The 22,838-nt window shown below is 63.5% G+C and carries 24 protein-coding genes and 1 pseudogene; 11 read left to right on the top strand and 14 right to left on the bottom strand.

Annotated features, from left to right (window positions below):
• Positions 1-13: 13 nt before the first annotated feature.
• Both glnH and EJ072_RS02295 read right to left on the bottom strand, forming a co-directional pair.
• Positions 14-766: a glutamine ABC transporter substrate-binding protein GlnH gene (gene glnH, locus EJ072_RS02300; RefSeq protein ID WP_126078390.1), complete on the bottom strand. Its 753-nt coding sequence runs from the start codon at positions 764-766 to the stop codon at positions 14-16.
• Between the two features lie 118 nt (positions 767-884).
• Positions 885-1,712, bottom strand: coding sequence for a 3-keto-5-aminohexanoate cleavage protein (locus EJ072_RS02295; RefSeq protein ID WP_126078389.1), 828 nt, complete (start codon positions 1,710-1,712; stop codon positions 885-887).
• Between the two features lie 79 nt (positions 1,713-1,791).
• On the opposite strand from EJ072_RS02295, the gene EJ072_RS02290 reads away from it, so the two are divergent.
• Complete coding sequence (locus EJ072_RS02290; RefSeq protein WP_126078388.1) at positions 1,792-2,682, top strand: MurR/RpiR family transcriptional regulator; 891 nt, start codon at positions 1,792-1,794, stop codon at positions 2,680-2,682.
• The gene (locus EJ072_RS02285) at positions 2,679-4,004 is read left to right on the top strand and encodes an aspartate aminotransferase family protein (protein WP_126078387.1); all 1,326 of its coding nucleotides are present in this window, start codon (positions 2,679-2,681) and stop codon (positions 4,002-4,004) included. The genes EJ072_RS02290 and EJ072_RS02285 overlap by 4 nt, the downstream gene beginning before the upstream one ends.
• Positions 4,005-4,047: 43 nt before the next feature.
• Here the strand turns inward: EJ072_RS02285 and EJ072_RS02280 are convergent, their stop codons facing one another.
• The 3 genes from EJ072_RS02280 to EJ072_RS02270 form a co-directional block, all read right to left on the bottom strand.
• A complete protein-coding gene (locus tag EJ072_RS02280) occupies positions 4,048-4,671 on the bottom strand; it encodes an FMN-binding negative transcriptional regulator (protein WP_126078386.1) in 624 nt (207 codons plus the stop codon).
• Positions 4,672-4,852: 181 nt separating this feature from the next.
• Entirely contained in the window at positions 4,853-5,680 is an 828-nt protein-coding gene (locus EJ072_RS02275; protein WP_126078385.1) for a L,D-transpeptidase, read from the bottom strand.
• Positions 5,681-6,053: 373 nt separating this feature from the next.
• The gene (locus EJ072_RS02270) at positions 6,054-6,716 is read right to left on the bottom strand and encodes a haloacid dehalogenase type II (protein ID WP_042642109.1); all 663 of its coding nucleotides are present in this window, start codon (positions 6,714-6,716) and stop codon (positions 6,054-6,056) included.
• A 150-nt stretch (positions 6,717-6,866) separates the two neighbouring features.
• On the opposite strand from EJ072_RS02270, the gene EJ072_RS02265 reads away from it, so the two are divergent.
• The 4 genes from EJ072_RS02265 to EJ072_RS02250 all read left to right on the top strand — a co-directional run bounded on the left by EJ072_RS02265 (position 6,867) and on the right by EJ072_RS02250 (position 10,302).
• Positions 6,867-7,745 (top strand): branched-chain amino acid aminotransferase, encoded by an 879-nt coding sequence (locus tag EJ072_RS02265; protein WP_126083467.1) that lies wholly within the window; start codon positions 6,867-6,869, stop codon positions 7,743-7,745.
• Between the two features lie 203 nt (positions 7,746-7,948).
• On the top strand, positions 7,949-8,551 hold the full coding sequence (locus tag EJ072_RS02260) for a superoxide dismutase (RefSeq protein WP_126078384.1): 603 nt from the start codon (positions 7,949-7,951) through the stop codon (positions 8,549-8,551).
• Positions 8,552-8,907: 356 nt separating this feature from the next.
• Positions 8,908-9,345: a cytochrome c gene (locus EJ072_RS02255; RefSeq protein WP_042641989.1), complete on the top strand. Its 438-nt coding sequence runs from the start codon at positions 8,908-8,910 to the stop codon at positions 9,343-9,345.
• 9 nt (positions 9,346-9,354) lie between these two features.
• Positions 9,355-10,302, top strand: coding sequence for a cytochrome c (locus tag EJ072_RS02250; RefSeq protein WP_126078383.1), 948 nt, complete (start codon positions 9,355-9,357; stop codon positions 10,300-10,302).
• An 8-nt stretch (positions 10,303-10,310) separates the two neighbouring features.
• Here the strand turns inward: EJ072_RS02250 and EJ072_RS02245 are convergent, their stop codons facing one another.
• Entirely contained in the window at positions 10,311-10,700 is a 390-nt protein-coding gene (locus tag EJ072_RS02245; protein ID WP_126078382.1) for an SET domain-containing protein-lysine N-methyltransferase, read from the bottom strand.
• Positions 10,701-10,799: 99 nt separating this feature from the next.
• Positions 10,800-12,910, bottom strand: a pseudogene (locus EJ072_RS02240) (S9 family peptidase).
• Positions 12,911-13,043: 133 nt separating this feature from the next.
• Here EJ072_RS02240 and EJ072_RS02235 point away from each other — a divergent pair.
• Together EJ072_RS02235 and EJ072_RS02230 are read left to right on the top strand one after the other, a co-directional pair.
• Positions 13,044-13,388 (top strand): SH3 domain-containing protein, encoded by a 345-nt coding sequence (locus EJ072_RS02235; RefSeq protein WP_189341955.1) that lies wholly within the window; start codon positions 13,044-13,046, stop codon positions 13,386-13,388.
• A gap of 406 nt (positions 13,389-13,794) precedes the next feature.
• Positions 13,795-14,220, top strand: a complete 426-nt coding sequence (locus EJ072_RS02230) for a MucR family transcriptional regulator (protein WP_126061983.1) — start codon at positions 13,795-13,797, stop codon at positions 14,218-14,220.
• Positions 14,221-14,305: 85 nt separating this feature from the next.
• On the opposite strand, the gene EJ072_RS02225 is transcribed toward EJ072_RS02230, so the two are convergent.
• Positions 14,306-14,734 carry a SufE family protein gene (locus tag EJ072_RS02225; RefSeq protein WP_126061982.1) on the bottom strand — a complete coding sequence of 143 codons (429 nt, stop codon included), beginning with the start codon at positions 14,732-14,734 and terminating at the stop codon, positions 14,306-14,308.
• A 110-nt stretch (positions 14,735-14,844) separates the two neighbouring features.
• Positions 14,845-15,234: a DUF5330 domain-containing protein gene (locus EJ072_RS02220; protein WP_126061981.1), complete on the bottom strand. Its 390-nt coding sequence runs from the start codon at positions 15,232-15,234 to the stop codon at positions 14,845-14,847.
• A 556-nt stretch (positions 15,235-15,790) separates the two neighbouring features.
• On the opposite strand from EJ072_RS02220, the gene EJ072_RS02215 reads away from it, so the two are divergent.
• From EJ072_RS02215 to EJ072_RS02200, 3 genes are all read left to right on the top strand, one after another.
• On the top strand, positions 15,791-17,527 hold the full coding sequence (locus EJ072_RS02215; protein ID WP_126078380.1) for a PAS domain-containing sensor histidine kinase: 1,737 nt from the start codon (positions 15,791-15,793) through the stop codon (positions 17,525-17,527).
• A complete protein-coding gene (locus tag EJ072_RS02210; RefSeq protein ID WP_126078379.1) occupies positions 17,502-18,293 on the top strand; it encodes a peptidoglycan-binding protein in 792 nt (263 codons plus the stop codon). Before EJ072_RS02215 ends, EJ072_RS02210 begins: the two co-directional genes overlap by 26 nt.
• A 528-nt stretch (positions 18,294-18,821) precedes the next feature.
• Positions 18,822-19,169 (top strand): DUF1491 family protein, encoded by a 348-nt coding sequence (locus EJ072_RS02200; RefSeq protein WP_126078378.1) that lies wholly within the window; start codon positions 18,822-18,824, stop codon positions 19,167-19,169.
• Positions 19,170-19,233: 64 nt separating this feature from the next.
• On the opposite strand, the gene EJ072_RS02195 is transcribed toward EJ072_RS02200, so the two are convergent.
• The 5 genes from EJ072_RS02195 to EJ072_RS02170 form a co-directional block, all read right to left on the bottom strand.
• Positions 19,234-19,653 (bottom strand): carboxymuconolactone decarboxylase family protein, encoded by a 420-nt coding sequence (locus EJ072_RS02195; RefSeq protein WP_126078377.1) that lies wholly within the window; start codon positions 19,651-19,653, stop codon positions 19,234-19,236.
• Complete coding sequence (locus tag EJ072_RS02190; protein WP_126078376.1) at positions 19,589-20,017, bottom strand: MerR family transcriptional regulator; 429 nt, start codon at positions 20,015-20,017, stop codon at positions 19,589-19,591. The genes EJ072_RS02195 and EJ072_RS02190 overlap by 65 nt, the downstream gene beginning before the upstream one ends.
• Positions 20,018-20,211: 194 nt before the next feature.
• Positions 20,212-21,219: a DUF2336 domain-containing protein gene (locus tag EJ072_RS02185; protein ID WP_126083466.1), complete on the bottom strand. Its 1,008-nt coding sequence runs from the start codon at positions 21,217-21,219 to the stop codon at positions 20,212-20,214.
• A 392-nt stretch (positions 21,220-21,611) separates the two neighbouring features.
• Positions 21,612-22,160 carry a DUF1254 domain-containing protein gene (locus tag EJ072_RS02175; protein ID WP_126078374.1) on the bottom strand — a complete coding sequence of 183 codons (549 nt, stop codon included), beginning with the start codon at positions 22,158-22,160 and terminating at the stop codon, positions 21,612-21,614.
• Positions 22,153-22,737 carry a DUF1214 domain-containing protein gene (locus EJ072_RS02170; RefSeq protein WP_126078373.1) on the bottom strand — a complete coding sequence of 195 codons (585 nt, stop codon included), beginning with the start codon at positions 22,735-22,737 and terminating at the stop codon, positions 22,153-22,155. The genes EJ072_RS02175 and EJ072_RS02170 overlap by 8 nt, the downstream gene beginning before the upstream one ends.
• Between the last annotated feature and the right edge of the window lie 101 nt (positions 22,738-22,838).

Here is a 22,838-nt window from a genome sequence, read left to right as displayed (position 1 = left end):
GGAAACCGGTGGATCAGCTCTTCGGGGGCTCGGTGCCGAACCACTTCTTGTAGATGGCCTCGTAGGTGCCGTCGCCCTTCAGCTTGGCGATCGAAGCATTCACCTTGGCGACGAGCGGGCTGCCCTTCGGGAAGGCAATGCCATATTGCTGAGCCATCATCTGCGGGCCGACGGTCTTCACTTTCCCCTGGCCGTTGGTCTTGATGTAGTAGAGTACGTTCGGGGTGTCGTGCATGGCGGCGTCGGCGCGGCCGGTCGCGACCTCGAGATAGGCGTTGTCGCTGTTCGGGAACAGGCGCAGCTCCGTGCCCTTGAAATGCTCCTTGGCATAGTCGGTCGCCGACGTGCCGGTCTTCACGGCAAGCGTCTTGCCGACGAGATCGTCCGGACCCTTGATCGTGCTGTCGACCGGCACCATCAGAAGGAAGCCGCTGTCGTAATAGCCGTCAGAGAAGTCGATGACCTTCTTGCGCTCGTCCTTGATGGTGATGCCGGCCAGGCCGACATCGACCTGCTTGGTCTGCAGTGCCGGGATGATGCCGTTGAAGTCCATCGGCTGAAGTGTGTAGGTCACGCCGATATCCTTGGCGATCGCGGCCCACAGGTCGATGTCGAAGCCGACATATTTGTCGCCTTCCTTGAACTCAAACGGAACGAAGGCGGTGTCGGTCGCCACGATCAGGTCGTCGGCGAAGGCCGGTTGGCCGAAAGCGAGCGTTGCCGCGACGGCCGCGGCGGCGGTGAGGCTTGCGAGTGCGAACTTCATTTTCGGGTTCCCCTTTTTGTTGGATTGCTCAGCAAGCGTAACACCGTCGATCTGGAGGCGCAAATCAAAAATGCATGCTAATATAAAATGCACTTCATATTTGCACAATGCCGACGCATTAGGCATCCGACCACTGGCTTCGCAACGCGTCCGCGTCGGCGAGCGTGAGCCCGCAGGCTTCGACTGCCAGCCTTGTGGCCACGACGAGATCCTGGTTTCCGGAAGCCAGCGTCCCGTCAGGGAGAAAAAGATTGTTCTCGAAACCAACGCGTGCATGTCCGCCGAGCAGAGCAGCGGCCGTCACGCAGGCCGCTTCCTGGTCGCCGAAGGCACAGACCATCCAACGCCTCGCCGCGGGGATGCCGGGCGCCAGGAAGGGGAGCAGGTCGGCGGGCTGCGACGTCTGCCCGAACGTGTAGCGGCCGAGGACATAGAGAACCGGCAGATTGTCGAAGGGGATCAGGCCGCGACCCGCCAGCGCCGCGAAATAGCTCGCCTCCTCGGGCGTATAAAGGATGATCTGCGGCGTGACTTTTTCCACGCGCAGCGTTTCGAGAAACGAGGCGAAGGTCGCTTCATGTGTTGGGTCGGGCACGAGTTCGCGCAAGGCAAGCGAAACCGCCTCTGGCTGCGTTTCCAGCACCACCCGCATCTGCTCTTCGGGCCGATAGAGGCCCAGCGCCTCGCTGGTGATCTGGAGAACGAGCCTGTCGCCGACGCTGGCCCTGATCGCCGCGGTCGCGGCCCGATAGGCATCGGCGTCGAGCAGATGGCGTCCGTCGCGGTCGCGGACATGGACATGGATCATGGCGGCGCCGGCCTCGAGCGAGGCGGCGGCCACATCAGCCAACTCATCTGGGGTGATCGGCAAGGCCGGGTGATCGGCTTTGGTGCGCCGGCCGCCATTTGGCGCTACTGCGATGACGACGCGATTTTGGTTCGGCATCGACTGCTCCATTTGTTGCATAGTGATAATTTATGCAACATGTATTGCATGATCATGCGTTCGCGTCTATCGTCGTGGCATGATCCGCGCGCCGCTTACCGATGCCATTGTCGAGGCCTTCGACAGTCTGCCCTCGCAGTTGCAGGACGCTGCCCGCTATCTTCTGGACAATCCCGAGGACGTCGCGTTGTTGTCGATGCGCGAGCAGGCGCGCCGCGCCGGCCTGCAGCCCTGGACGATGGTGCGTCTCGCCAAGCGGCTGGGCTTCGAAGGCTACGAGTCGCTGCGTTCGCTTTATGCCAATGCCATGCGGCAGGGCGAACTCGGCTTCGCCGGCAAGGCGAACACTCAGCTAGCGCACCAGCAGGAGGTTGGCGACCGGGCGTTGGCCGGCGAGATGGTGCGGTCGCTGGCGGAGCAGATCGCAGGGCTTGGCGAGCCCGAACAGCTCGACGCGCTAGCCACGGCGGCCGAGCGGCTCTACACAGCACGCCGAATATTCTGCCTCGGCCTGCGCTCCAGCCATCCGGTCGTTGCGCATTTTTACTACGTCATGTCCTTCCTCGGCGAGAAGGCGGTAATGCTGGACGGTGCCTCGGGAACTGGCACCGACGCCATCCGCCTCGCGACCTCACAAGACATCCTGTTCGTGGTCAGCGTCGCGCCCTATACCAGGCTGACCGTCGATCTTGCCCGCCGCGCCGCGGCGGATGGCGTGCCGGTGATCGCGCTGACCGATAGCGCCGTGTCGCCGCTCGTCGGCCTCGCAGCCCTGTCGGTGCTGGTGCCGACGGAAAGCCCGTCCTTCTTCCATGCCATGGCGCCGGCCTTCGTCGTCGGCGAGATCCTCGTGGCCCTGGTCGCCGGCAAAGGCGGGGACAAGGCGCTGGCCGCCATCCGCCGCACCGAGGACCAGCTGTCGCAACTCGACATCCACATCTTGCCGCCGCGCGGCCGGAGGAAATCATGACCCATATCCTGCATCGCCAGATTAACGCCGTGCTGCCGGTCGCCAGCGGCGGTAAGGGCATCGAGCTCTTCGACAGCAATGGGCGCGCCTATATCGACGCGTCGGGCGGAGCAGCGGTATCCTGCCTCGGCCACGGCCATCCCGATGTTATCGCCGCCATGCACCGGCAGGCCGACACGCTCGCCTATGCCCACACCAGCTTCTTCACCAGCGATGTTGCCGAAGCGCTTGCCGACCGGCTCGTTGCCGACGCGCCGGCCGGCATCAGTCATGCCTATTTCGTTTCTGGCGGCTCGGAAGCGGTCGAAGCGGCGCTCAAGATGGCGCGGCAATATTTCGTCGAGATCGGACAACCGCAGCGCCGCAACATCATCGCGCGCAAGCAGAGCTACCACGGCAACACGCTTGGCGCGCTGGCGACCGGCGGCAACGAGTGGCGCCGCGCCCAGTTCCGGCCGCTGCTCATCGAGACGCACCACATCGATCCCTGCTTCGCCTACCGCTTCCAGGAGACCGGCGAGACCGACCAGGACTATGCCGCTCGCGCTGCGCAGGCGCTGGAGAACAAGCTCATCGAGCTCGGACCGGAGACGGTCATGGCCTTCGTCGCCGAGACGGTGGTCGGGGCGACAGCGGGCGCGGTGCCACCGGTGGCGGATTATTTCCGACGCATCCGTGAGATCTGCGACCGTTACGGCGTCCTCCTGATCCTCGACGAGGTGATGTGCGGCATGGGCCGCACCGGCACGCTGCACGCGTGCGAGCAGGATGGCGTCGCTCCCGACCTGATGACAATCGCCAAGGGGCTTGGCGGCGGCTATCAGCCGATCGGCGCGGTGCTGCTCAGCCGCAAGATCTTCGACGCCTTCGCGAATGGTTCAGGCCTCTTTCAGCACGGCCACACCTATATCTGCCATCCGATGGCCTGCGCCGCGGCGCTCGCCGTTCAGGACGTCATTGCCCGCGACAGGCTGCTCGACAATGTGAAGACGATGGGTGCGCATCTGGCGTGCAGGCTCGGTGAGCGCTTCGGCAACCATCCCCATATCGGCGACATTCGCGGGCGCGGCCTGTTCATGGGCATCGAGCTGGTGGAGGATCGTTCCACCAAGCAGCCTTTCGATCCGAAGCGGAAGCTGCATGCGCGCATCAAGAAGGCGGCCATGGCGAACGGCCTTCTGGTCTACCCGATGGGCGGCACGATCGACGGAGCCAGTGGTGACCACGTGCTGCTCGCGCCACCCTTCATCTGCGATGTCGCAGCCATCGACGCGATCGTCGAGCGTCTCGGCGATGCCATCGGCCAGGCATTGCGAAGCTAACCAATCAGCCGATCAGTTCGTCGGGCCAAGCCGGTCGCGCGGTTCACAGCGGGATGAGCGGCGCGACCTCGCGGTCGGACGGCCGCTCGCTCGCCGCCAGGCCGGCAAGCACGCCGGCGCGATCGGCTGCGTTGCGGTTCTGGCTCATCTTGCGCTTGCCTTCGAGCTTCGTGATCGGCATGCGCAGGCCGACTATGCCCTTCAACTGCGACTGGATGAAATCCGCAGGCGCGTCCGACACAGCCCAGGGGGCGGCGCGCTCGCCTTCATGCAAATTGGTCAGGCGGGTCACCACCTCGAGCAGCCGGTCGGCGTCCTCGAAGAATTCGATCGGCCCATGGGCGTGGACGGCGATATAGTTCCAGGTCGGCACCACCTTCCCGGTCTCCTGCTTGGTCTGGTACCAGGCCGGCGTCACATAGGCGTCCGGTCCCATGAAGATCGCCAGGCCGTCGCCCAGGGCCGGCACGCGCCAGTGCGGGTTTGCCTTCGCGACATGCCCGTAGATGACGCCGTGCTCGCCTTCGCTGTCATCGAGGAAAAGCGGCAGCGGCGTCGCCAGCGGCCCTTCCGCCGTGGCGGTGACCAGCGTCGCCAGCCGCGCGGCGCGGATCGTCGCCTTGAGGCTTTCCTTGTCTTCGTCACGGAAGGCGGGCGGGATGTACATGGCGAAACTCCTTGCGGGCATAAAATGCCTGAAGTCCGGCCCGCTTAGAACATCCCGTCGCGGAAGTTTTGTTTGGTCCAGTCTGGCTGGAGGCCCGGGGCTGATAACCGATTTTCGTCCCGGCGCCAGGCCGCGGTGCCGGCCGCCATATTGGCCAAGCACCGCTGATGGATCGACGTCGTTAGAAAATCTCGTTGGTGAGCCGCTTCACCGGGCCGAGTAGGATCGAGCCCGTCGGCACGCCATTGTCGATCGGTATCGCCTGGCGATCCGGCATGTCCTCTTCCGGCGCGCCGATATTGGCCGTCACGACGACCGGGGTCTTCGTGGGCACACGGTCGTAAAGGTCGATGATGTCCTGGTTGATCAGGCGCACGCAGCCCGACGACACCGACTTGCCGATCGACCACCATTCGGGCGAACCGTGCAGGCGGTAGAGCGTGTCCTGGTTGCCCTGGAAGAGATAAAGCGCACGCGCGCCGAGCGGGTTCTTCAGTCCGCCGGGCATGCCGCCATTCTTGGCGCTGTATTGCGTCAGCTCCGGCTGGCGCGCGACCATCTCGTCCGGCGGCGTCCATTTCGGCCATTTCTGCTTCCACTGCACGACCGCGTCGCCCGACCATTCGAAGCCGGCGCGGCCGAGGCCGACGCCGTAGCGGATCGCCTGGCCGCCCTCGCGCACCAGATAGAGGAAGTGGCCGGTGGTATCGACAACGATGGTGCCCGGGCGCTGCCCGGTCGGATCGGGAACGATCTGGCGCAGGAATCTGTGATCGATCTTGTTCACCGGAATGGCCGGCAGGTCAAAACCATTGTCCGACATCGCGCCATACATCGTCTCATAGTCGCCGAGCGGCGGCTCGACAGGGGCCTGAGGCGGCGGCGTCTGGATGGGTGCTGGGCCTTGGTCGCTGGTCGTGGTGCAGGCGGATAGGGCAGCCGAAGCAGCGCCGAGGGCTGTGAAATTGAGGAAGCCGCGGCGGCTGATGCGGAAGGAAGCGTCTGACATGGTTCCCTTTTCTAGATCAGAACGGCGGTTCGTTGAACCGCCGTTCTGATCTAACTCTTTGTTGGAGCATGATCTTCTCCGAAAACCGGTTCCCAATTTTCGGGATCATGCTCTAGGTCTCAATTCGCAAGAAAGCATGAATGCGAGGGTCCGTCGCCGGCGCCATCCATAACAGTCGGGGCGATAGGCGGTTCCAATTCTGGCCTGAGGGTGGACAGAAAAAGGCGAAGCTGTGACCACGCCACAGCTGTTGCGCTGCAGCAACAGCGGGGTCAGGGCGGTTCGCCACTTCACGGAAACGCCGAACCGCCCTTTCTTTTGTTTTGACGCAACTCCGGACGGAAAACCGCTTCACACTTTTCCTGGAATTGCATCAGACACCTGCCAGCAGGCCGTCGAGCGACGGCAGGATCAGCCCTGGCGGAAAGTCGCGGTATTCATCCGGCTGGTTGGTCCGGTTGATCCAGACTGTACGGAAACCGAACTTCGTCGCGCCCGCTATGTCCCAGCGGTTCGACGACTGGAACGACACCGCGCCCGGATAAAGCCGCCAGCTGGTGACCACCATGTCGTAGACTGACGGGTCGGTCTTGAAGCGTTTGACCTGGTCGACCGAAAAAACGTTGTCGAGGATCTGGTCGAGCGCGGCGGATTTGACCGCGGCGTCGAGCATTTCCGGCGAACCATTGGAGAGGATTGCAAGCTTCGCGCCGGACGCCTTGAGCGCCTTCAGCACGGCCGGCACCTCCGGATAGCAATCGAGCCGCCAATAGGCTTCGAGCAGCTTCGTCCGCAGCGCCGGATCGGCCGAGGGCACCTTGCGCAGCGCAAAGTCGAGTGCCTGCTCGGTCAGTTGCCAGAAGTCGGCGTAAGAGCCCATCAGCGTCCTGACCCAGGAATATTCGAGCTGCTTGGCGCGCCAGATGTCCGACAGCAACTGGCCATCCGGCCCGATCTCGCCGGCATGGCGGCGCACGGCGGCGTGCACGTCGAACAACGTGCCATAGGCGTCGAAGACATAGGCCGCATGATGCATGCTTGAGTTTTGCGGCGCGCAGGCCTGCCATGCAAGCATTGATTGCAGTCAAGTGCCTCTGGCCTCAACGATTTTTCCCGATGTCGGTTGACGACGGCCGTCAAAGCATCGTCCTATGCCGGCCTGAAGTCATCGATCTGGACGGCAAACATGACACTGGCGACGGCGGCGCAAACCGCGACATGCACCTATGTGGACGGCGACTGGTACGAGGGCAACGTTGCCATTCTCGGACCGCGCAGCCACGCCATGTGGCTCGGCACCAGCGTCTTCGACGGCGGCCGCTGGTTCGAAGGCGTGGCGCCCGACCTCGAGCTTCACGCCGCCCGCGTCAACGCTTCCGCCACGGCGCTCGGCCTGAAGCCGTCGATGACGACGGAAGAGATCGTCGGCCTGACCTGGGACGGCCTGAAGAAATTCGACGGCAAGACGGCGGTCTACATCAGGCCGATGTATTGGGCCGAGCATGGCGGCTATATGGGCGTGCCGGCCGATCCGGAGTCGACCCGCTTCTGCCTCTGCCTTTACGAGGCGCCAATGATTCCGCCCTCCGGTTTCTCGGTCACGGTGTCGCCGTTCCGCCGCCCAACCATCGAGACCATGCCGACCAATGCCAAGGCCGGCTGCCTCTATCCCAACAACGGCCGCGCCATCCTGGAAGCCAAGAACCGCGGCTTCGACAACGCGCTCGTGCTCGACATGCTGGGCAATGTCGCCGAGACCGGCACCTCCAACATCTTCCTGGTCAAGGACGGCCATGTGATGACACCGGCGCCAAACGGCACGTTCCTGTCGGGCATCACCCGCTCGCGCACCATCAACCTGCTTGGCGACTACGGCTTCAGGACCATCGAGAAGACTCTGTCGGTTCGCGATTTTCTGGACGCCGACGAGATCTTCTCGACCGGCAACCACTCCAAGGTCGTGCCGGTCACCCGCATCGAGAGCCGCGACCTGCAGCCCGGGCCCGTGGCCAAGAAGGCGCGCGAGCTCTATTGGGAATGGGCGCATTCGACGTCTGCCGCCTGAGCCGCCGGAGTTTCAGTGTTTCACGGAACGGCGACCCACCCTTTCTCCTGTTTGGCGTAATTCCGGACGGAAAACCCTTTCACACTTTTCGGCGAATTGCTCTAAAGTCGCTCGGCGCTTCATTCCGGAGTTGCCCCAACCCATTCCAGACCTATCTAAGTTCGGCAGTTTCACCGGATTTTTTCCTCGAGGGAGTACCATCCATGGCTTTTGAGTTGCCCGCCTTGCCTTACGACTACGAGGCGCTTCAGCCCTATATGTCGAAGGAGACGCTGGAGTATCACCACGACAAGCACCACAAGGCCTATGTCGACAACGGCAACAAGCTGGCCGCTGAAGCCGGCCTTGGCGACCTGTCGGTCGAAGAGGTGGTCAAGCAGTCCTTCGGCAAGAATGCCGGGCTCTTCAACAATGCCGCCCAGCACTACAATCACATCCATTTCTGGAAGTGGATGAAGAAGGGCGGCGGGGGCTACAAGCTGCCCGGCGCGCTGCAGAAGGCCTTCGACAGCGATCTCGGCGGCTATGACAAGTTCAAGGCGGATTTCATCGCCGCCGGCACCACCCAGTTCGGCTCCGGCTGGGCCTGGGTCTCGGTCAAGAACGGCAAGCTCGAGATTTCCAAGACGCCGAACGGCGAGAACCCGCTGGTGCATGGCGGCTCGCCGATCCTCGGCGTCGACGTCTGGGAGCACTCCTACTACATCGACTACCGCAATGCCCGGCCGAAATATCTCGAAGCCTTCGTCGACAGCCTGATCAACTGGGACCACGTCCTGGAGCTGTACGAAAAGGCCCGCGCATGACCCCGAAAATCGTGATCGATTTTCGGAAAGGATCATGCGCAGAATCAAAGCGTTACAGCGTCCTTTGCGCGCCGAAAGGCGCGCGGCGCTGTAAAGGCTGATCAATCTTACTGAAAAGCCCCGGCATGCCGGGGCTTTTCTTTATCTGCCAACACAGCAGATTGATCGCGAGCGGCAAAATCGTGACGGCACCGGGGGAATATTTCCATGGTCGGGTCCGTTAACGTCCGGAGCTTTTCCAGACGAGATGTGGAACAGTTTTCCGTCCGGAATTGTGCCAACCAGGAGATAGAGCATTTCGCCGTGAAACGGTGAATGCCGCAGTCGCGAAATTTTTTCACCACGGAGCCAATTGAATGAGAAAGCTTGTCCTTGCCATCTCTATGCTCGCCTTTGCCGGTTCGGCCGCCTTTGCCGATCCGATCCAGGAGCGCCAGGCGCTGATGAAGGAGCGCGGCAAGCTCGCCGGCCAGTTGTCCAAGGTGGTCAAGGGCGAGGAGGATTTCGACGCGGCCGCCGTGCTGACGACGCTGAAGGCCCTGCAGGCCAATGCCGAAAAGTTCGATGCCGAAAAACTGTTTCCGGCCGGCTCCGACAAGGGCGACACCACGGCAGCACCGAAGATCTGGGAAGACATGGCCGGCTTCAAGGCCGCCGAGGACAAGTTCCTGGCCAACACCAAGGAAGCGGTCGCCTCGCCGCCGGGCGATGTCGATGGTCTGAAGGCGCAGCTCAACACCCTGGGCGGCGATTGCGGCGCCTGCCATCAGAGCTACAGGATCAAGAAGGGCTGATCGCCTGATATGGCTTGGCTGAAGAAGCTCGTCGGCGCCGCCATCGTGCTTGGCGGAGCGGCGGCCGCCGCCGGCTGGGCCCTGTCGGCGCCGGTCAGGCTTGACGCTGGGGCCATCGCGCAGCTCGGGCCCGGCGACGCCGCCAGGGGCAAGCGCATCTTCTATGCGGGCGGCTGCACCTCCTGCCATTCGAAGTCTGGCGCCCAGGGCGACGCCCGGCTGCAGCTGGCCGGCGGGCTGGAGCTCAAGACGCCGTTCGGCACCTTCGTTCCGCCCAACATCTCGCAGGACCGGAAGGACGGCATCGGCGGCTGGAGCGAGGAGGACTTCGCCAACGCCATGCTGAAAGGCGTTTCGCCTTCGGGCGAGCATTTCTATCCGGCCTTTCCCTATGCCTCCTACGCGCGCATAAAGCCGGCCGACATCGCCGATCTCTACGCTTTCATGAAGACGCTGCCGGCGGTCGCCGGCAAAGCGCCGGACCACAAGCTTTCCTTCCCCTTCACCATCCGCCGCGGCATCGGCCTGTGGAAGCTTCTCTATCTCAGTCCCGAGCCGGTGATCGCGCTGCGCGACGGCACGCCGGACAAGGTGCTGGCCGGCCGCTACCTCGTCGAGGGTCCCGGCCATTGCGGCGAATGCCATACGCCGCGCGATTTCGCCGGCGGCGTCAAGAAGGGCGAATGGCTGGCCGGCGCCGTGGCTGCCGAGGGCACCGGCGTCGTGCCCAACATCACACCCGACGGGAAGAGCATCAAGGACTGGTCGGAAGCCGATATCGCCAACTATCTCGAGACCGGCTTCACGCCCGATTTCGATTCCGTCGGCGGCGCCATGGTCGAGGTGCAAAAGAACATGGCGCAGCTGACCGCCGATGACCGCGCAGCAATCGCCGCCTATCTCAAGGCGATCCCGCCGCACCCCAACGGCTATCCGGCGCGCAAGCCGGCGAGTTGACCTTTATCTTACGGGTGGCGGTCGCCCAGGAAATCGAAGCCGTCTTCGAAAAAGTGGTTGTAGTCGCAGGTCAGTTCCTCGCCGGGCGCGATATCGCGCAGCGCGTAGGTTTCCTCGGGCGAGGAGACGTCGCAGTTCGGCTCGTCGGCGTGGTTCATGTAACGCGCGTCGTCCGCCTCGAACACGATGTAGTTTGGATCGCGCCGGTCCGGATAGGAATAGCGGTCGAGATATGACTTTACCGGCCCGCTCTCGCCCTCATAGGTGTCGACGGGAATGCGCCGGTCGAACCTTGGGTCGAGCTTCCAGATCAGCGTGCCCTTTGCAATGCGGTGTTTGGCGAAGACGCCGATGCCCTGGATGGGCGATTTGTCGAGATAGACGTCGACGAGCAGCATGACGAACCTTGTGAATGAGCAGTCGGCGCGGTCCAAGGGCCACGTCCAAAAACGCAGAGCATTGCGTAACGCGCGCCCTTGTCAATTGCGAGTGGAAAATCAGGTCTTCCCGGTCACTTTCAGGGCATAGGCGTAAATGTAGGCGATCTCTTCCAGCCGGGAGAAACGCCCCGAGGCGCCGGCGTGTCCGGAATCCATGTTGATCTTGAACAGGACCGGGTTGCCACCTGCTTTGCGTTCGCGCAGCCGCGCCACCCATTTTGCCGGCTCCCAATAGGTGACACGCGGATCGGTGAGGCCTGCCAGCGCCAGGATCGGCGGGTAGGCGAGCGCCGCGACATTGTCATAGGGCGAATAGGCGGCGATCGTCTTGTAGTCGTCGGCGGACGCGATCGGGTTGCCCCATTCCGGCCATTCCGGCGGCGTCAGCGGCAGGCTGGCGTCGAGCATGGTGGTGAGCACGTCGACAAACGGCACCTCGGCGACGATGCCGCCGAAGCTTTCCGGCGCCATGTTGGCGATCGCGCCCATCAGCATGCCGCCCGCGGAGCCGCCTTGCGCGACGATGCGGTCGTGCCGTGTGTAACGCTCGGCGACGAGATGGCGGGCGCAGGCGATGAAATCGGTAAAGGTGTTCATCTTCTTCGCCCGCTTGCCGTCCTCGTACCAGCCATAGCCCTTGTCCTTGCCGCCGCGCACATGCGCGATGGCGTAGACGAAGCCGCGGTCGACCAGCGACAGGCAGTTGGTGTTGAAGGCCGAAGGCACCGTGATGCCATAGGAGCCGTAGCCGTAGAGCAGGCACGGCGCCGAGCCGTCCAGCGGCGTGTCGCGATGGTAGAGCAGCGAAATCGGCACCAACTCGCCGTCGGCGGCCGGCGCCATCAGCCGGCGCGTGACATAGTGCTCCGGATCGTGGCCGGAGGGCACTTCCTGCGTCTTCAGGAGCACACGCTCGCGGCTGCGCATATTGTAGTCGAACACCTGCACCGGCGTTGTCATCGACGAATAGGTGAAGCGCATCGTCTCGGTGTCGTACTCGTAGGAGCCGGAAAGGCCGAGCGAGAAAGCCTCCTCGTCGAAGGAGATGAAATGCTCCTCGCCGCTGGCGCGCTCGCGCACGACGATGCGCGGCAGGCCGTCCTTGCGCTCGAGTCTCACCATGTGATGCTTGAAACCGAGCACCGAGAGGATCAGCCGGCCGGGCTCGTGCGGCACCAGTTCCTGCCAGTTGGCGCGGACCGGATTGTCGACCGGCGCGGTCATGATCTTGAAATCCTTGGCGCCGTCGGCGTTGGTCAGGATGAAGAAGACGTCGCCGCCTTCTTCCAGGTCGTATTGCAGCCCGGACTCGCGCACCGCCACCAGCCGGGGCGCCGCTGAAGGATTATCGGCCGGCAGAAGCCGGTACTCGGACGTCTCATGGTCGTTGATGCCGACCAGGATCCAGTCATTGGCGCGCGTGCCGCTGACATCCATGAAGAAGCCCGGATCGGTCTCCTCATAGATGAGGCGGTCGTTCTCCAGCTTGTCGCCGAGCTTGTGGAAGAATACTTTCGACGGGCGATGGTTGTCGTCGAGGCGGGTGTAGAAGAAGCCGTCATCGCCGGCATTCCAGACCCCGCCGCCGCCCGTATCCGGGATCTGGTCGGCAAGGTCGGTGCCGCCGGCAACATCGCGCACGCGTAGCGTGAAGAATTCCGAGCCCTTGTCGTCGAACGCCCAGATGAGCTTCTTGTGGTCCGCGGAATGGTCGACGCCGCCGAGCCGGAAATAGGCCTTGCCCTCGGCCTCCGCGTCGCCATCGAGCAGGATTTCCTCGCTGCCGCCATCGCGCGAGGTGCGGAAATAGCGCGGCTGCTCGCCGCCCTGCCGGAAGGACGAGCCGTAGGCATAGGGCCGTCCTTCATCGGCACCGTTGAGTCGTCCTCCTTGATGCGTCCCTTCATCTCGGCAAACAGCTTGCCGCGCAGATCCGCGGTGCCGGCCATCAGAACGGCCTGATAGGCGTTCTCGGCCTCCAGATAGGCGCGGATCCGGCCGTCAAGCAGGGAAGGATCCCGGAACACGGCCTGCCAGTTGTCGGCCCGCATCCAGGCATAGCCGTCGCTGCGGGTGATGCCGTGATGCGTGTCGGAAACAGGATGTTTCTCAGGCGTCGGCGGGCTGGCGGCCGGGAAGGCGGGAGTCAGGGCGGAAGTGCTGGTCATTACGTCTCGCTGCGGAATTTGCTTGAATGACGAATGAACACGCCACTCAGCGGCGGTTCAAGGGGCACGGCTCAAGATGGTCGACAGAAGCCAAGTCGAAGGGGAAAAGATGAAATCCTGTGTTGCTACCGCTATGTCTGTCGCCGTCCTCGCGGCGGGTCTGACTTTTTCCAGTCCGTCTCATGCAACCGTCTTTGCCGCCTGGCAAGTGGCGGGCGTGCCGTTCGGCGACACGCTCAACGCGCGAAAGTATCCCTCCAACGCATCGCAAAAACAGGCCGCCTATCCGAACGGCACCGTGCTGCAGATGACCGGCCGCTGCACAGGTGGCGTAAATCTGCTCGATATCGCCGGGCAGCCGCAATGGAAGCAGCGCCAGGCGATCCGCTATCGCTGGTGCGAGGTGTGGCACGACCCGGCGCAGAATGGCCATTTCGTCACCGGCTGGGTCTACGGCAAATATATCGCGCCTTATTGACGGACCGTCGGCTCGCCTTGTCGGGCCGGCCGGCAGGGCAGCTACGTTGCGCCATAGGATTCATCGTGCTGGCGCAACAGGCATCCAAGCATTGGTCAAGCATCGCGGGCCATGTCGTGCGGCGATCGGATGTCTAACACGCCAGTGACGCAGCGTCATGGCATGCTGGTCTGGCCAGAAAAATCTCGCGAAGTTACACGCCGCACGAATTTTTGAAGCTGAAACGGCAATATTTGATGAATATCGGCCAATATAAGTCAATATGCGAATTGACTTACTTGCGATGCGGCGTCATTAAGATGACCGACGCGAATCGCAGGGTTTTCCTGAATGAAATTCGCGCGATGCCCGACCTCGGAAAAAAGGGCGCAATTTTAGAAACAACTCTCGTTGGGGCCTGAGCACTATGGAAATCGTCGAAACACCTTCGAAAAACGGTGATGCGCTGATCGAACTGACCGCCGATGTCGTCGCCGCCTATGTCAGCAACAACCCGGTGCCCGTTGGGGAATTGCCGAACCTAATCGCCGACGTCCATGCCGCGTTGGGCCGTGTCGGTGGTTCGCCGGAGCAGCCATCGGCCGAGAAGCAGAAGCCGGCCGTCAATCCCAAGCGCTCTGTCCACGACGACTACATTGTCTGTCTGGAGGACGGAAAGAAGTTCAAATCGCTGAAGCGTCACCTGATGACCCATTACCATCTCACGCCGGAGGAATACCGTGAGAAGTGGGGGCTGGACGCCAACTATCCGATGGTGGCCCCCAACTACGCGGCTGCCCGCTCGCAGCTCGCCAAGAAGATGGGTCTGGGCCGCAAGCGCAAGGGCCGCTGATCGGCTTCGTTCCTCAGGCAAAGTTCGACGGCGCCCTTGCGGCGCCGTTTTGCTTTTCCGGATAGCGAAGGCGATATGGACCGGATCAGGCCGTCTGCTTCAGCGCCGCTTCCGCGTCGCGCTTGATGCGCTTGACCATCGAACGCAGGCCGTTGGCGCGCTGCGGCGAAAGATGCTCGTCCAGCCCGAGCTCCTTTAGCGTCGCCTCCGCGTCCGTGCTCTGGATCTCGCTTGCCCGCCGGCCCGAAAACAGCGCCAGCATGATGGCGACGAGGCCGCGCACGATGTGGGCGTCCGAATCGCCCTGGAAGCTGATCACCGGATCGGCGCCCGCTCCCTGCTCGGTGGTGAGCCACACCTGGCTGACGCAGCCGGGCACCTTGTTCGCGGCCGTGCGTTCGTTCTCGGGGAAAGGCGGCAGGCCCTCGCCGAGCTCGATCACATAGCGATAGCGGTCCTCCCACTCGTCGAGCAGGGAAAAGTCGTCGCGGATCGTCTGGATCGGGGTGGTCATGGCCCGCATATAGTGGCGCGGCACCGTCGCGTCACGGAAAAAGAAAGCGCCGCGGGCGTCGAGAGGTCGGACGGGCCCGCGGCGTAGCCAAGTGGCGGCTGAAGATTGTCTCAGTTCTTGGAAGTCAACAGCACTGGTATGTTGACCTTGGCGGGCAGCACGATGTCCTCGGCGACGCTGCCGGTGGTCATCTTGGCCGTGTCCGCAACCTTCGTCTCGGCCGCGCCTGCCTGCTCTGATTTGTCGTCGATCATGGCGGCGGCGATCTTGGCCGTTTCCTGGGCCCGGACTGTAATGGTGTACATGGCAGATTTGCCGGTTTCGCAGACATCGGGCTTGCGCTCGCAGAGCCCTGCAATGTCGCCCACCGCCTCGCGCGCCGCGAACAGCGCCTGGATCGGCCCGACGCTCTGCTGGCCGTCCTCGCCCGGGCCGACGCCGAGCGGCAGCGCCAGCAGCACCAGCGAAAACCAGAAAGCCATCCTGATCAGAAAGCCCATCTCACTTGCCTCTCGTGCGGGATGGATCCTGCATCCATCCGTGACGGGTCATGCATCCATCGGCATGACCTCTTTTATGGGCACGATAATGGCACGGTCACGCAAAGGACGGCTTGCCTCGAAGCCGCGAATTTGTCTCAAATTTTAGGCGAATTGGAAAGGAATTGGTTTTGAAGCGGACTTGTGTCGAATCTCATCGACAGCATTAACTTTACGATAACCATATATCGCATTGTAATTATTCGATTTTATTCGCAACAGAAATTAGCCGCGTCAGGTTTAGGCCCGTTTTGGCACAGGCCTCGCGGCTAACGCGCCGTTTACCATGACGCCAACTCGGCGCGCTTTGCGGTGCCGGCATCACAATATTTGCCTTGGGGCGGTCGCTGGCACCCGCCAGCCTTATCCATTCCTTAAACGCTGGATGCGAGTTTCAAGTCATTGATTGAGTCACCTGCCAGGCAGGATGTTTTTACCACCGGGTACGCGTGCGTTGAGTTCGATTTCAGCCAGATACGTTCAATTGCCCGGCGCGGTTGCCGCCGGCTGCGAACGCTTGGTTCACCCCACCGTGACGAGTGAGGCGGAACGCCTGCGCCAGCGCCGCTTCATCGGCGTCATGCTCGCCGCGCCATTCCTTGCCGCGGGTGCCGCGGTGACGCTGGTCACCTCGAGTCTCGGCGCGGCCGTCACCATGGCCGCCATCTTTGCCGCTTTCGGCTTGTGCTGGTTCGCCGCGCTTCTGGTCGCCGCCACCGGCCACATGGCGCTCGCCGGCCGCATGGCGGTCGCCTTGGGCGGCCTTGCCCTTGCCGGCGCAATAGCGGCGGCAGGGGGATTGGCCTCGCCGGTCGCGCTGCTGGGCTTGGCATTGCCGGTCGAAACCTGGTGGGTTTCCGGGTCGCGGCGCGCCGCGCTGTCGAGCGTGCTGGCCGCGGTCGCCGCGATCGTTCTCCAGCCCTTTGCCGGCCAGCTCCTGCCGCCTGGCGAAATCGCCGCCTGGCACTGGCTGCTGCCGCTAGCCTGGGCGCTGACATTGTTGCCGCGTGCCGCCGCCTTCGCCGATCCTGCCGGCCTGCGGCCGGCGGAGCCCGCCGGCGATCGTCTCGAGGACCTGATCGACGCCGTCGTGCTGCGCGTCGGCCGCCAGGGCGAAGTGCTCGACGCGTCCGCCAAAGCGCGTTCGGTCCTGAAACTGGCGCCGGAGCTCCTGCTTGGCACCGGCCTGTTCGAGCGGGTCCATCTGTCCGACCGCGTCGCCTATCTCACCGCCTTGGCGGACATGCGCGAGGGGGCGCCGAAGCGCCGGCTTGAGTTGCGCATCCGCTTGCCGCGCGAGGGTTCCGGCGCTGCCGATAATTTCCGTCCGTTCAGTCTCGACTTGCTGCGCGGCGAAGCCGAACGCGACGTCTTCATGCTGGTGCTGCGCGAGAACGACGATGTCGCGGAGCTGCGCGAGGAGCTTGCGGAAGCCAGGGAGGCCGCCGCGGCCGCCGAAGTGGCCAAGGGCCGCTTCCTGGCGGTGGTCAGCCACGAGCTGCGCACGCCGCTCAACGCCATCATCGGCTTTTCCGACATGCTGCTGCATGAGATGTTCGGCGCCTTCAAGGACCCGCGCCAGAAGGAATATGTCGGCCTGGTCAGGGAGTCGGGCCAGCATCTTCTGTCCGTCGTCACCTCGATCCTCGACGTCTCGCGCATCGAGGCGGGCGCCTATGCGACCGAGCTGGAGACGTTCCGTTTCGTCGAGGCCGTCGACATGTGCCGCTCGATGATGCGGCCGCTGGCCGACGCCAAGGGCATCGTTCTTGCCACCCAGATCGCGCCGGATGCCGGCGAGATCAATGCCGACCGTCGCGCGGTGCAGCAGATCCTGATCAATCTCGCTTCGAACGCCGTCAAGTTCACGCCCGATGGCGGCAGCGTGGTGATCGGCGCCAAGCGCGTCGGCTCGCGCCTGCATTTCTGGGTCAGCGACACCGGCATCGGCATCGCCGAGGAGGATATGGCCAATCTCGGCAAGCCTTTCATGCAGATCCAGAACGACTACACGCGCCGTTTCGAGGGAACCGGGCTCGGCCTGTCGCTGGTCAAGGGCCTGGTGGCGCTGCACGACGGCACGATGTCGATCGAGAGCGCGCCGGGTGAGGGCACCACGGTGACGATCGGCCTGCCGGTGAGCGGGCCGAAGCGGCATTCCGTTGCGCAACCCGGTGTGCTGGCCATGCCGGCGGCGAAGCCGAAGGGGGATAGAGATGGGGAGGGGAATGGCTCGCTCCGCAAAACGGCGTAAGGTGGTCGAACCCGAGCGCGGCGTCCTTGCCGAAGGCGCGGCCGCGGTCGGCCAGCTGATCGCAAGCAACCCGGTCCTGGTCGGCGGTTCGACCGCCTTCCTGGTGACGCTGTTCTATGTCTCGGCCAATGCGCTCTGGTATCAGCCTTTTCCGCATACCGGCGCCTTCTTTGCCACCCGCAGCATCGAGAATTTCCCGCATACCGTCTCCAACGAGCCGGAGACCACCATCAACATCGTGCGCCAGCCGCCGGCACAGCCGGTGGCCAAGCCGGATCCGATCGTCCAGCAGGTGCAGGGCATCCTGAAGGACCTCAACTTCTATGACGGCACAGTCGATGGTCTGACCGGACCGGCGACCCGCAAGGCGATCCAGGCTTACCAATTGAAAGTCGGGCTGCCGGGCTCGGGCGAGATCGACGGCGCGCTGCTCGACCAGCTTGGCACGCGCCAGACGACGGCGGCGATTCCACATCCGGCGCCGCGGCCGGCCGACGCGGCAGCAGCCACGCCGTCCGCCAAGCCATCGGTAATTCCCGTCTCGGCCCCGGCCGATGGCGCCACGCAATCGCCCGATGCCCGCATCGTCAAGATCCAGGCCGGTCTGAAAGCTTTCGGTAACAACGACATGCAGCTCGACGGCAAGGTCGGCGCCCGCACCAAGGCCGCGATCAAGGAATTCCAGGCTCTCTTCGGCCTGCCCGAAACCGGCGAGCCGGACGAAGCGGTGTACGTCAAGATGCGCGAGATCGGTCTGACGAACTGAGTGGCGGCGGCGCCAATCTAGTTTTGGGCTGCGCGTTTAGCCTTTAGAGCGCGGAAGAAGGCATTGCGGTCCACGCTCTGGCCTTCACCGCTCGCCATGCCTTCAGCATATGCACGCTTGAGCTGATTCAGTTCATGATCGGTTAGGGGTCGGATTGTCGCTTCCATGCGCAACGATAGCATTATCCGGTGCATTCACGAAATTTGCCAATTGTCGGAGCCGGCGCCGCCCCTCATCTGCCTGCCGGCATCTTCTCCCCGTGAACGGGGGAAGGGGCTGGCCGCGGCGCCGGCGCTCTTCCTGCAACGTCTGAGATTGGCGAAATCGTCAGCGCAAGCTTCCTTCTCCCCGTCACTACACGGGGGGAAATGCCCGGCAGGGCAATGAGCGGCAGCGCCGACCTGTCAGGCAAAGCAACACCACCGTCAGGGGACGCGGGACCACAGCAATCCAAACCTGTCGCTGCCCGGCGCTCGCGGACAAGCCGGAATCTCGTTAAACAATCGGCATGTCATCCGGAACGATCCCATGCGCGTAACCACCGATCTCTGGGTTTCGGCCCTTGTACGCCGCGTTTTCGGCGCCGGCGGTTTTGCCGCCGTGGTTAAGCGCGGCGCCACCGAGGCGGGCGCCGTCTTCGTGTTGTCGCGCGGGCGTCTGGGGGAGGTCGTTCTTTACGGGCCGGCGCCGCAGACGAGTTACGATTCAGCCAAGCCGGATGAGCGCTTCTTCACCTTGCTCGATGCCGGCGACGATAGCGCCGCCTTCGATGCGCGGTTGGAGCGCGAGAAGAAATTCGATCCCGACATCTGGGTGGTCGAGATCGAGGCAGGGACTGTACCGGTCGAAGAGCTTCTTTCGGTGAAGGCCGACTAGGGCGTTTCGCCATTCATGGGACCGGAATCGCGATGAGAGCAAGAGCGCTGGGCGAGAAGGTTCATCATGCCGCTTCCCCCTTCTGGACGGGAAACCGGGTAGCGAAGACTTCCTTGGCCGCAAACAGCCCGTTGAGCGCCGCAGGAAAGCCGGCATAAACCGTCATCTGGATGATGGTTTCGATAATTTCGTCCTTGGTCAGCCCGACATTGAGCCCCGCCTCGATATGGACTTTCAGTTGCGGGGTCGCGGTTCCCATCGCAGTCAGCGCCGCGATGGTCGCGATCTCACGGGCGCGCAGATCGAGGCCGGGGCGGCTGTAGATGTCGCCAAACGAGAACTCGAACACGTAGTTCGCGAAATCGGGGGCAATGTCCGCCAGGGCGGCGATGACATTGCGGCCGGCTTCGCCATCTATTTCAGCGAGCGCCCGCTTGCCGCGTTCCAGCCGGCTTTCGCTGACGTTCGGGGATTGATGCGTCATAGTCCTTCATCCTCTTTTCAACGCCGGCATATCCGGCAATCTTGGTGTCGAGGACGAGAAGGCAGGCTTGCAGTTTGGCCAGATGCGCACGGACACGCTCGCGGTGCTGCTCGAGCAACGCGCCGCGCTCCGCTTCCGTGTTGACGCCGCGCTCCCGCAAGGCCGCGTAACGCAGCATTTCCCGAATAGGCATCCCTGTCGTTTTGAGGCGATCGAGAAATTCTATCCAGGTCAGGATTGATACGTCGTAGTCACGTTGGCCCGATTGGTCCCTGTCGGCATGGGGAAGCAGCCCGATCCGCTCGTAGTAACGGATGGTGTAGGCAGACAGTCCCGAACGCTTCGCCAGCTCGCCAATCTTCATCACGCTCTTCTTTCGTCACGACGCGCAGAAAGCTACGAGTTAGAGTGAGCTCTAAGTCAAGAGGCTGTGTCACTTCGTCGTGTCGCGGAAATGCTAACTTTCGCGACGACATCTGATCGTTGATTTTAGCTGATAAAACGAATGCTTAAAGCGCATCCCCTTAATCCTTTCAAGCGCGAGGCGCTTGAAGCCGGTCAGGATGCCTTGAGGCTGGAGCTCGCGTCGTCGCCGTTCGACGCGTCGCGTCGCTCGCCACCGATCGTGTCGGCCGCTTTGTCGCGGATGGCACGCGAAAGGGTCTCCGCCTTCCAGGCGCGCACCTTGTCCAGCGCCGCCTCGCGGTGCAGCAGCCGGTAGCGGTCGAGGAACAGCCGGATCGCCTGCGGGTGCGGGAACTCGCCGGGATAGACCGCGACCGCGATCAGGAAGGCTCTGTCCTCGCTGAGGTCGAGGGCGCGCAGCGCCGCAAGCAATGCGGCATAACCCGACTGCCCGGTCACCGAGCGGGCCGTCGCGAAGTCGATCTCCAGCGCATCGGCAAGTGCGGTCTGGAAGAAGGCCGCGTTGCCGGTCAGCGCCGTCTCGCGCAGCCTCACATAGGCTGACTGGCCGAGGAAGGTGTTGACGTCGGCAGTATCGCCGGCCGGGCGCATCATCGACCGCAGGCGGCGGCGCGCGTTCTCCGCCGCTTCGCCGGATGCGGCGCGGTCGGCGTCCGCCTTGGCCACCGGCTCCGATTTCGGCGTGAGCTTGGTGACCGTTTCCGGCGGCCGCGTCTTGACCAGCGTCGGTCTTTCCAGCGCGCGGATCAGGTCGGCGATCGTCGGATTGAGCTCTTTGCGGCGCGCAATGGCGCGCGCATGCGGCAGCCCGTGCCGGCCGATCAGCGCGATGAGGTCGATGTCGCTCAGCGCATTGGAGCGGGTGAGCAGGGGCGCCGCAATCTCGACCGGCTCCTCGGCCAGCCGCCGCACCAATGCGGTCGGCGCGTATTCGCATTCGGAAAGGGCGGCGGCGACATAGCGGCGCGATTCGACCGACACCTCGTCGAACAGCGGCAGCGTCAGGTCCTCGAGCTGGGCGATCTCGCGTCGTGAAGGGCGCGTCAGCGAGCAGAAGGCCGAGACCGCGGCGCGGAACAGCCTTTCGGCCTTTCCCGCTTCGGTCCGGATAGCGATTTGCCTGAAATCCGAAGATGACACGGAGGATACGCCCGACACTCGACACAACTCCTGAACCCACGCAATCCGGCCGGGCCGGTTCGCATCTTCAGGAAAACAAACATCAAATTAGCCGCGATCCGTTAGCGCTCCGTTAACCCTCTACGCCCCTTAATCAACTTGGAGGCGTTGCGTTGTGCTCCGGTCAAACCGAGAGGAATGCGCGAACCATGGGCATGGTCCTGTCTTTTGTGCCGCGTGCGGCACCTGTAAATCGAGCAAGTCACGACACCCCGACGGCGGCGGCGGTGATAATTTTCCCCGGCGTCCGTTACGAGTTGCATCCTGCCAGTGAGGCTCAGCCCGGCAGCAGCAGCCCAGAAAAGCCCGGCTCGCCGCCACCCGCCAAGCCGCATCACTGATCGAATGGCTTCTCAGTCGTCCTGCAATTCGCAGCTGCTCTGCTCGAGGAAGCGCGACACGATCGGCTTCCAGCTCTCGTCCGGCACGAAGGCGCGGACGACGAAGATGCCTTCCTCGATCGGCGCCTCGACAAAGATCGCGCCTTGCAGATCCTCCGGAAGGTCGCGCCGCACATCGATCATCTGCGCCGGGGTCAGCACCACCGTATCGAGCTTCTCGCCATTGGCGTTGTGATCGTTGAAGGAATAGATGTTGTGGCCGCCGCGGTCATAGACCGAGGCCGACCAGAACGGCACGTCGCCGGGCGCCTTGATCCGCACCAGGCCGTCGGCAAGGTCGAAGCGGCAGGCGGCGGCATAAAACAGCGGATCGACCGATTTCACCACCGGCGCGCCGCCGGCTTCGGCGTCAAGCCGCGTCATCTTGTAGAGGTCGGATGCCATCGCCAGCCGCGACCAGGCATCGCGCTCGGAAAATTCCGGTACCAGGAACAGCACGACGATATGCACGATGCCGGCGCCGAGCAGGCCGACGATGAGGGCATGCAGCAGTCTACGCATTGCAGCCCGCCTTCAGAATGCGCGGCAGCGTCACATCGGAGAGGCCGGTGCTGGACGCGATCGGCGTGTCGTAGAAGGTCAACACGAAATACATCTTGCCGGATCCGCCGGTGAGCAGCCAGTTGCCGGGGGCAGGGTGATTGCCGACCGAAATGACGACGGAATTGTCGGGCCGGCGCAGCACTTCGTAAGACTGCAGCGCCGCCTGCCTCGGCTTGCCGGTATCGATCACGCCAAGCGACTGGTCTGCGGCATAGAGCGTCCAGAAACGGGCGGTCGGGTAGCTGCCTTCGATCGTGTAGGTGCATTCGCGTCTCAGCGGCTCGCCTGCATCGTCGCGCTCGGCGACGAAGGCCAGCCCCTCGGCCCGGCCGAGCGCCAGCACGCCCTCGCGCGCCACGCGCGCCTTGGAGTAGGGGTCGGCGTCTAAAGTCCCGACTTCGGGGAAGGCGGTCCATTGGCCGATGCGGATCGCCCCGACGCCGTCCTGCGCGTTGAGCGCATACCAGACGCTGTAGCCGCCAAGCCCAATGGCTATGGCAAGCGAAAGCAGCGTCAGGATGGCGTTCTTGAGCATGAGAGCCGCAAACAGAGGAGGTTGCCCGGGATATCGCGGCGCGGGGTGCCGTGGCAAGCCGGCTTCACGCGAGGGGTGGCTAGATCAGGACGACGTTTCGC

The sequence above is a fragment of the Mesorhizobium sp. M2A.F.Ca.ET.046.03.2.1 genome, assembly GCF_003952425.1.
GTDB lineage: Bacteria > Pseudomonadota > Alphaproteobacteria > Rhizobiales > Rhizobiaceae > Mesorhizobium.
The sequence above is the reverse complement of the archived record's forward strand: the minus strand, read 5'-3'. Positions and strand labels throughout refer to the sequence as shown.

Bases quoted from the DNA above. Each gene is read 5' to 3' on its own strand.
- EJ072_RS02175 (WP_126078374.1), bottom strand. From the start codon at position 22,160: ATGCGTAGACTGCTGCATGCCCTCATCGTCGGCCTGCTCGGCGCCGGC.
- EJ072_RS02280 (WP_126078386.1), bottom strand. From the start codon at position 4,671: ATGTACATCCCGCCCGCCTTCCGTGACGAAGACAAGGAAAGCCTCAAG.
- EJ072_RS02230 (WP_126061983.1), top strand. From the start codon at position 13,795: ATGGAAATCGTCGAAACACCTTCGAAAAACGGTGATGCGCTGATCGAA.
- EJ072_RS02170 (WP_126078373.1), bottom strand. From the start codon at position 22,737: ATGCTCAAGAACGCCATCCTGACGCTGCTTTCGCTTGCCATAGCCATT.
- EJ072_RS02225 (WP_126061982.1), bottom strand. From the start codon at position 14,734: ATGACCACCCCGATCCAGACGATCCGCGACGACTTTTCCCTGCTCGAC.
- EJ072_RS02290 (WP_126078388.1), top strand. From the start codon at position 1,792: ATGATCCGCGCGCCGCTTACCGATGCCATTGTCGAGGCCTTCGACAGT.
- EJ072_RS02260 (WP_126078384.1), top strand. From the start codon at position 7,949: ATGGCTTTTGAGTTGCCCGCCTTGCCTTACGACTACGAGGCGCTTCAG.
- EJ072_RS02275 (WP_126078385.1), bottom strand. From the start codon at position 5,680: ATGTCAGACGCTTCCTTCCGCATCAGCCGCCGCGGCTTCCTCAATTTC.
- EJ072_RS02295 (WP_126078389.1), bottom strand. From the start codon at position 1,712: ATGCCGAACCAAAATCGCGTCGTCATCGCAGTAGCGCCAAATGGCGGC.
- EJ072_RS02200 (WP_126078378.1), top strand. From the start codon at position 18,822: ATGCGCGTAACCACCGATCTCTGGGTTTCGGCCCTTGTACGCCGCGTT.
- EJ072_RS02255 (WP_042641989.1), top strand. From the start codon at position 8,908: ATGAGAAAGCTTGTCCTTGCCATCTCTATGCTCGCCTTTGCCGGTTCG.
- EJ072_RS02195 (WP_126078377.1), bottom strand. From the start codon at position 19,653: ATGACGCATCAATCCCCGAACGTCAGCGAAAGCCGGCTGGAACGCGGC.
- EJ072_RS02270 (WP_042642109.1), bottom strand. From the start codon at position 6,716: ATGCATCATGCGGCCTATGTCTTCGACGCCTATGGCACGTTGTTCGAC.
- EJ072_RS02190 (WP_126078376.1), bottom strand. From the start codon at position 20,017: ATGAAGATTGGCGAGCTGGCGAAGCGTTCGGGACTGTCTGCCTACACC.
- EJ072_RS02235 (WP_189341955.1), top strand. From the start codon at position 13,044: ATGTCTGTCGCCGTCCTCGCGGCGGGTCTGACTTTTTCCAGTCCGTCT.
- EJ072_RS02285 (WP_126078387.1), top strand. From the start codon at position 2,679: ATGACCCATATCCTGCATCGCCAGATTAACGCCGTGCTGCCGGTCGCC.
- EJ072_RS02245 (WP_126078382.1), bottom strand. From the start codon at position 10,700: ATGCTGCTCGTCGACGTCTATCTCGACAAATCGCCCATCCAGGGCATC.
- EJ072_RS02250 (WP_126078383.1), top strand. From the start codon at position 9,355: ATGGCTTGGCTGAAGAAGCTCGTCGGCGCCGCCATCGTGCTTGGCGGA.
- EJ072_RS02210 (WP_126078379.1), top strand. From the start codon at position 17,502: ATGGCTCGCTCCGCAAAACGGCGTAAGGTGGTCGAACCCGAGCGCGGC.
- EJ072_RS02265 (WP_126083467.1), top strand. From the start codon at position 6,867: ATGACACTGGCGACGGCGGCGCAAACCGCGACATGCACCTATGTGGAC.
- glnH (WP_126078390.1), bottom strand. From the start codon at position 766: ATGAAGTTCGCACTCGCAAGCCTCACCGCCGCCGCGGCCGTCGCGGCA.
- EJ072_RS02220 (WP_126061981.1), bottom strand. From the start codon at position 15,234: ATGGGCTTTCTGATCAGGATGGCTTTCTGGTTTTCGCTGGTGCTGCTG.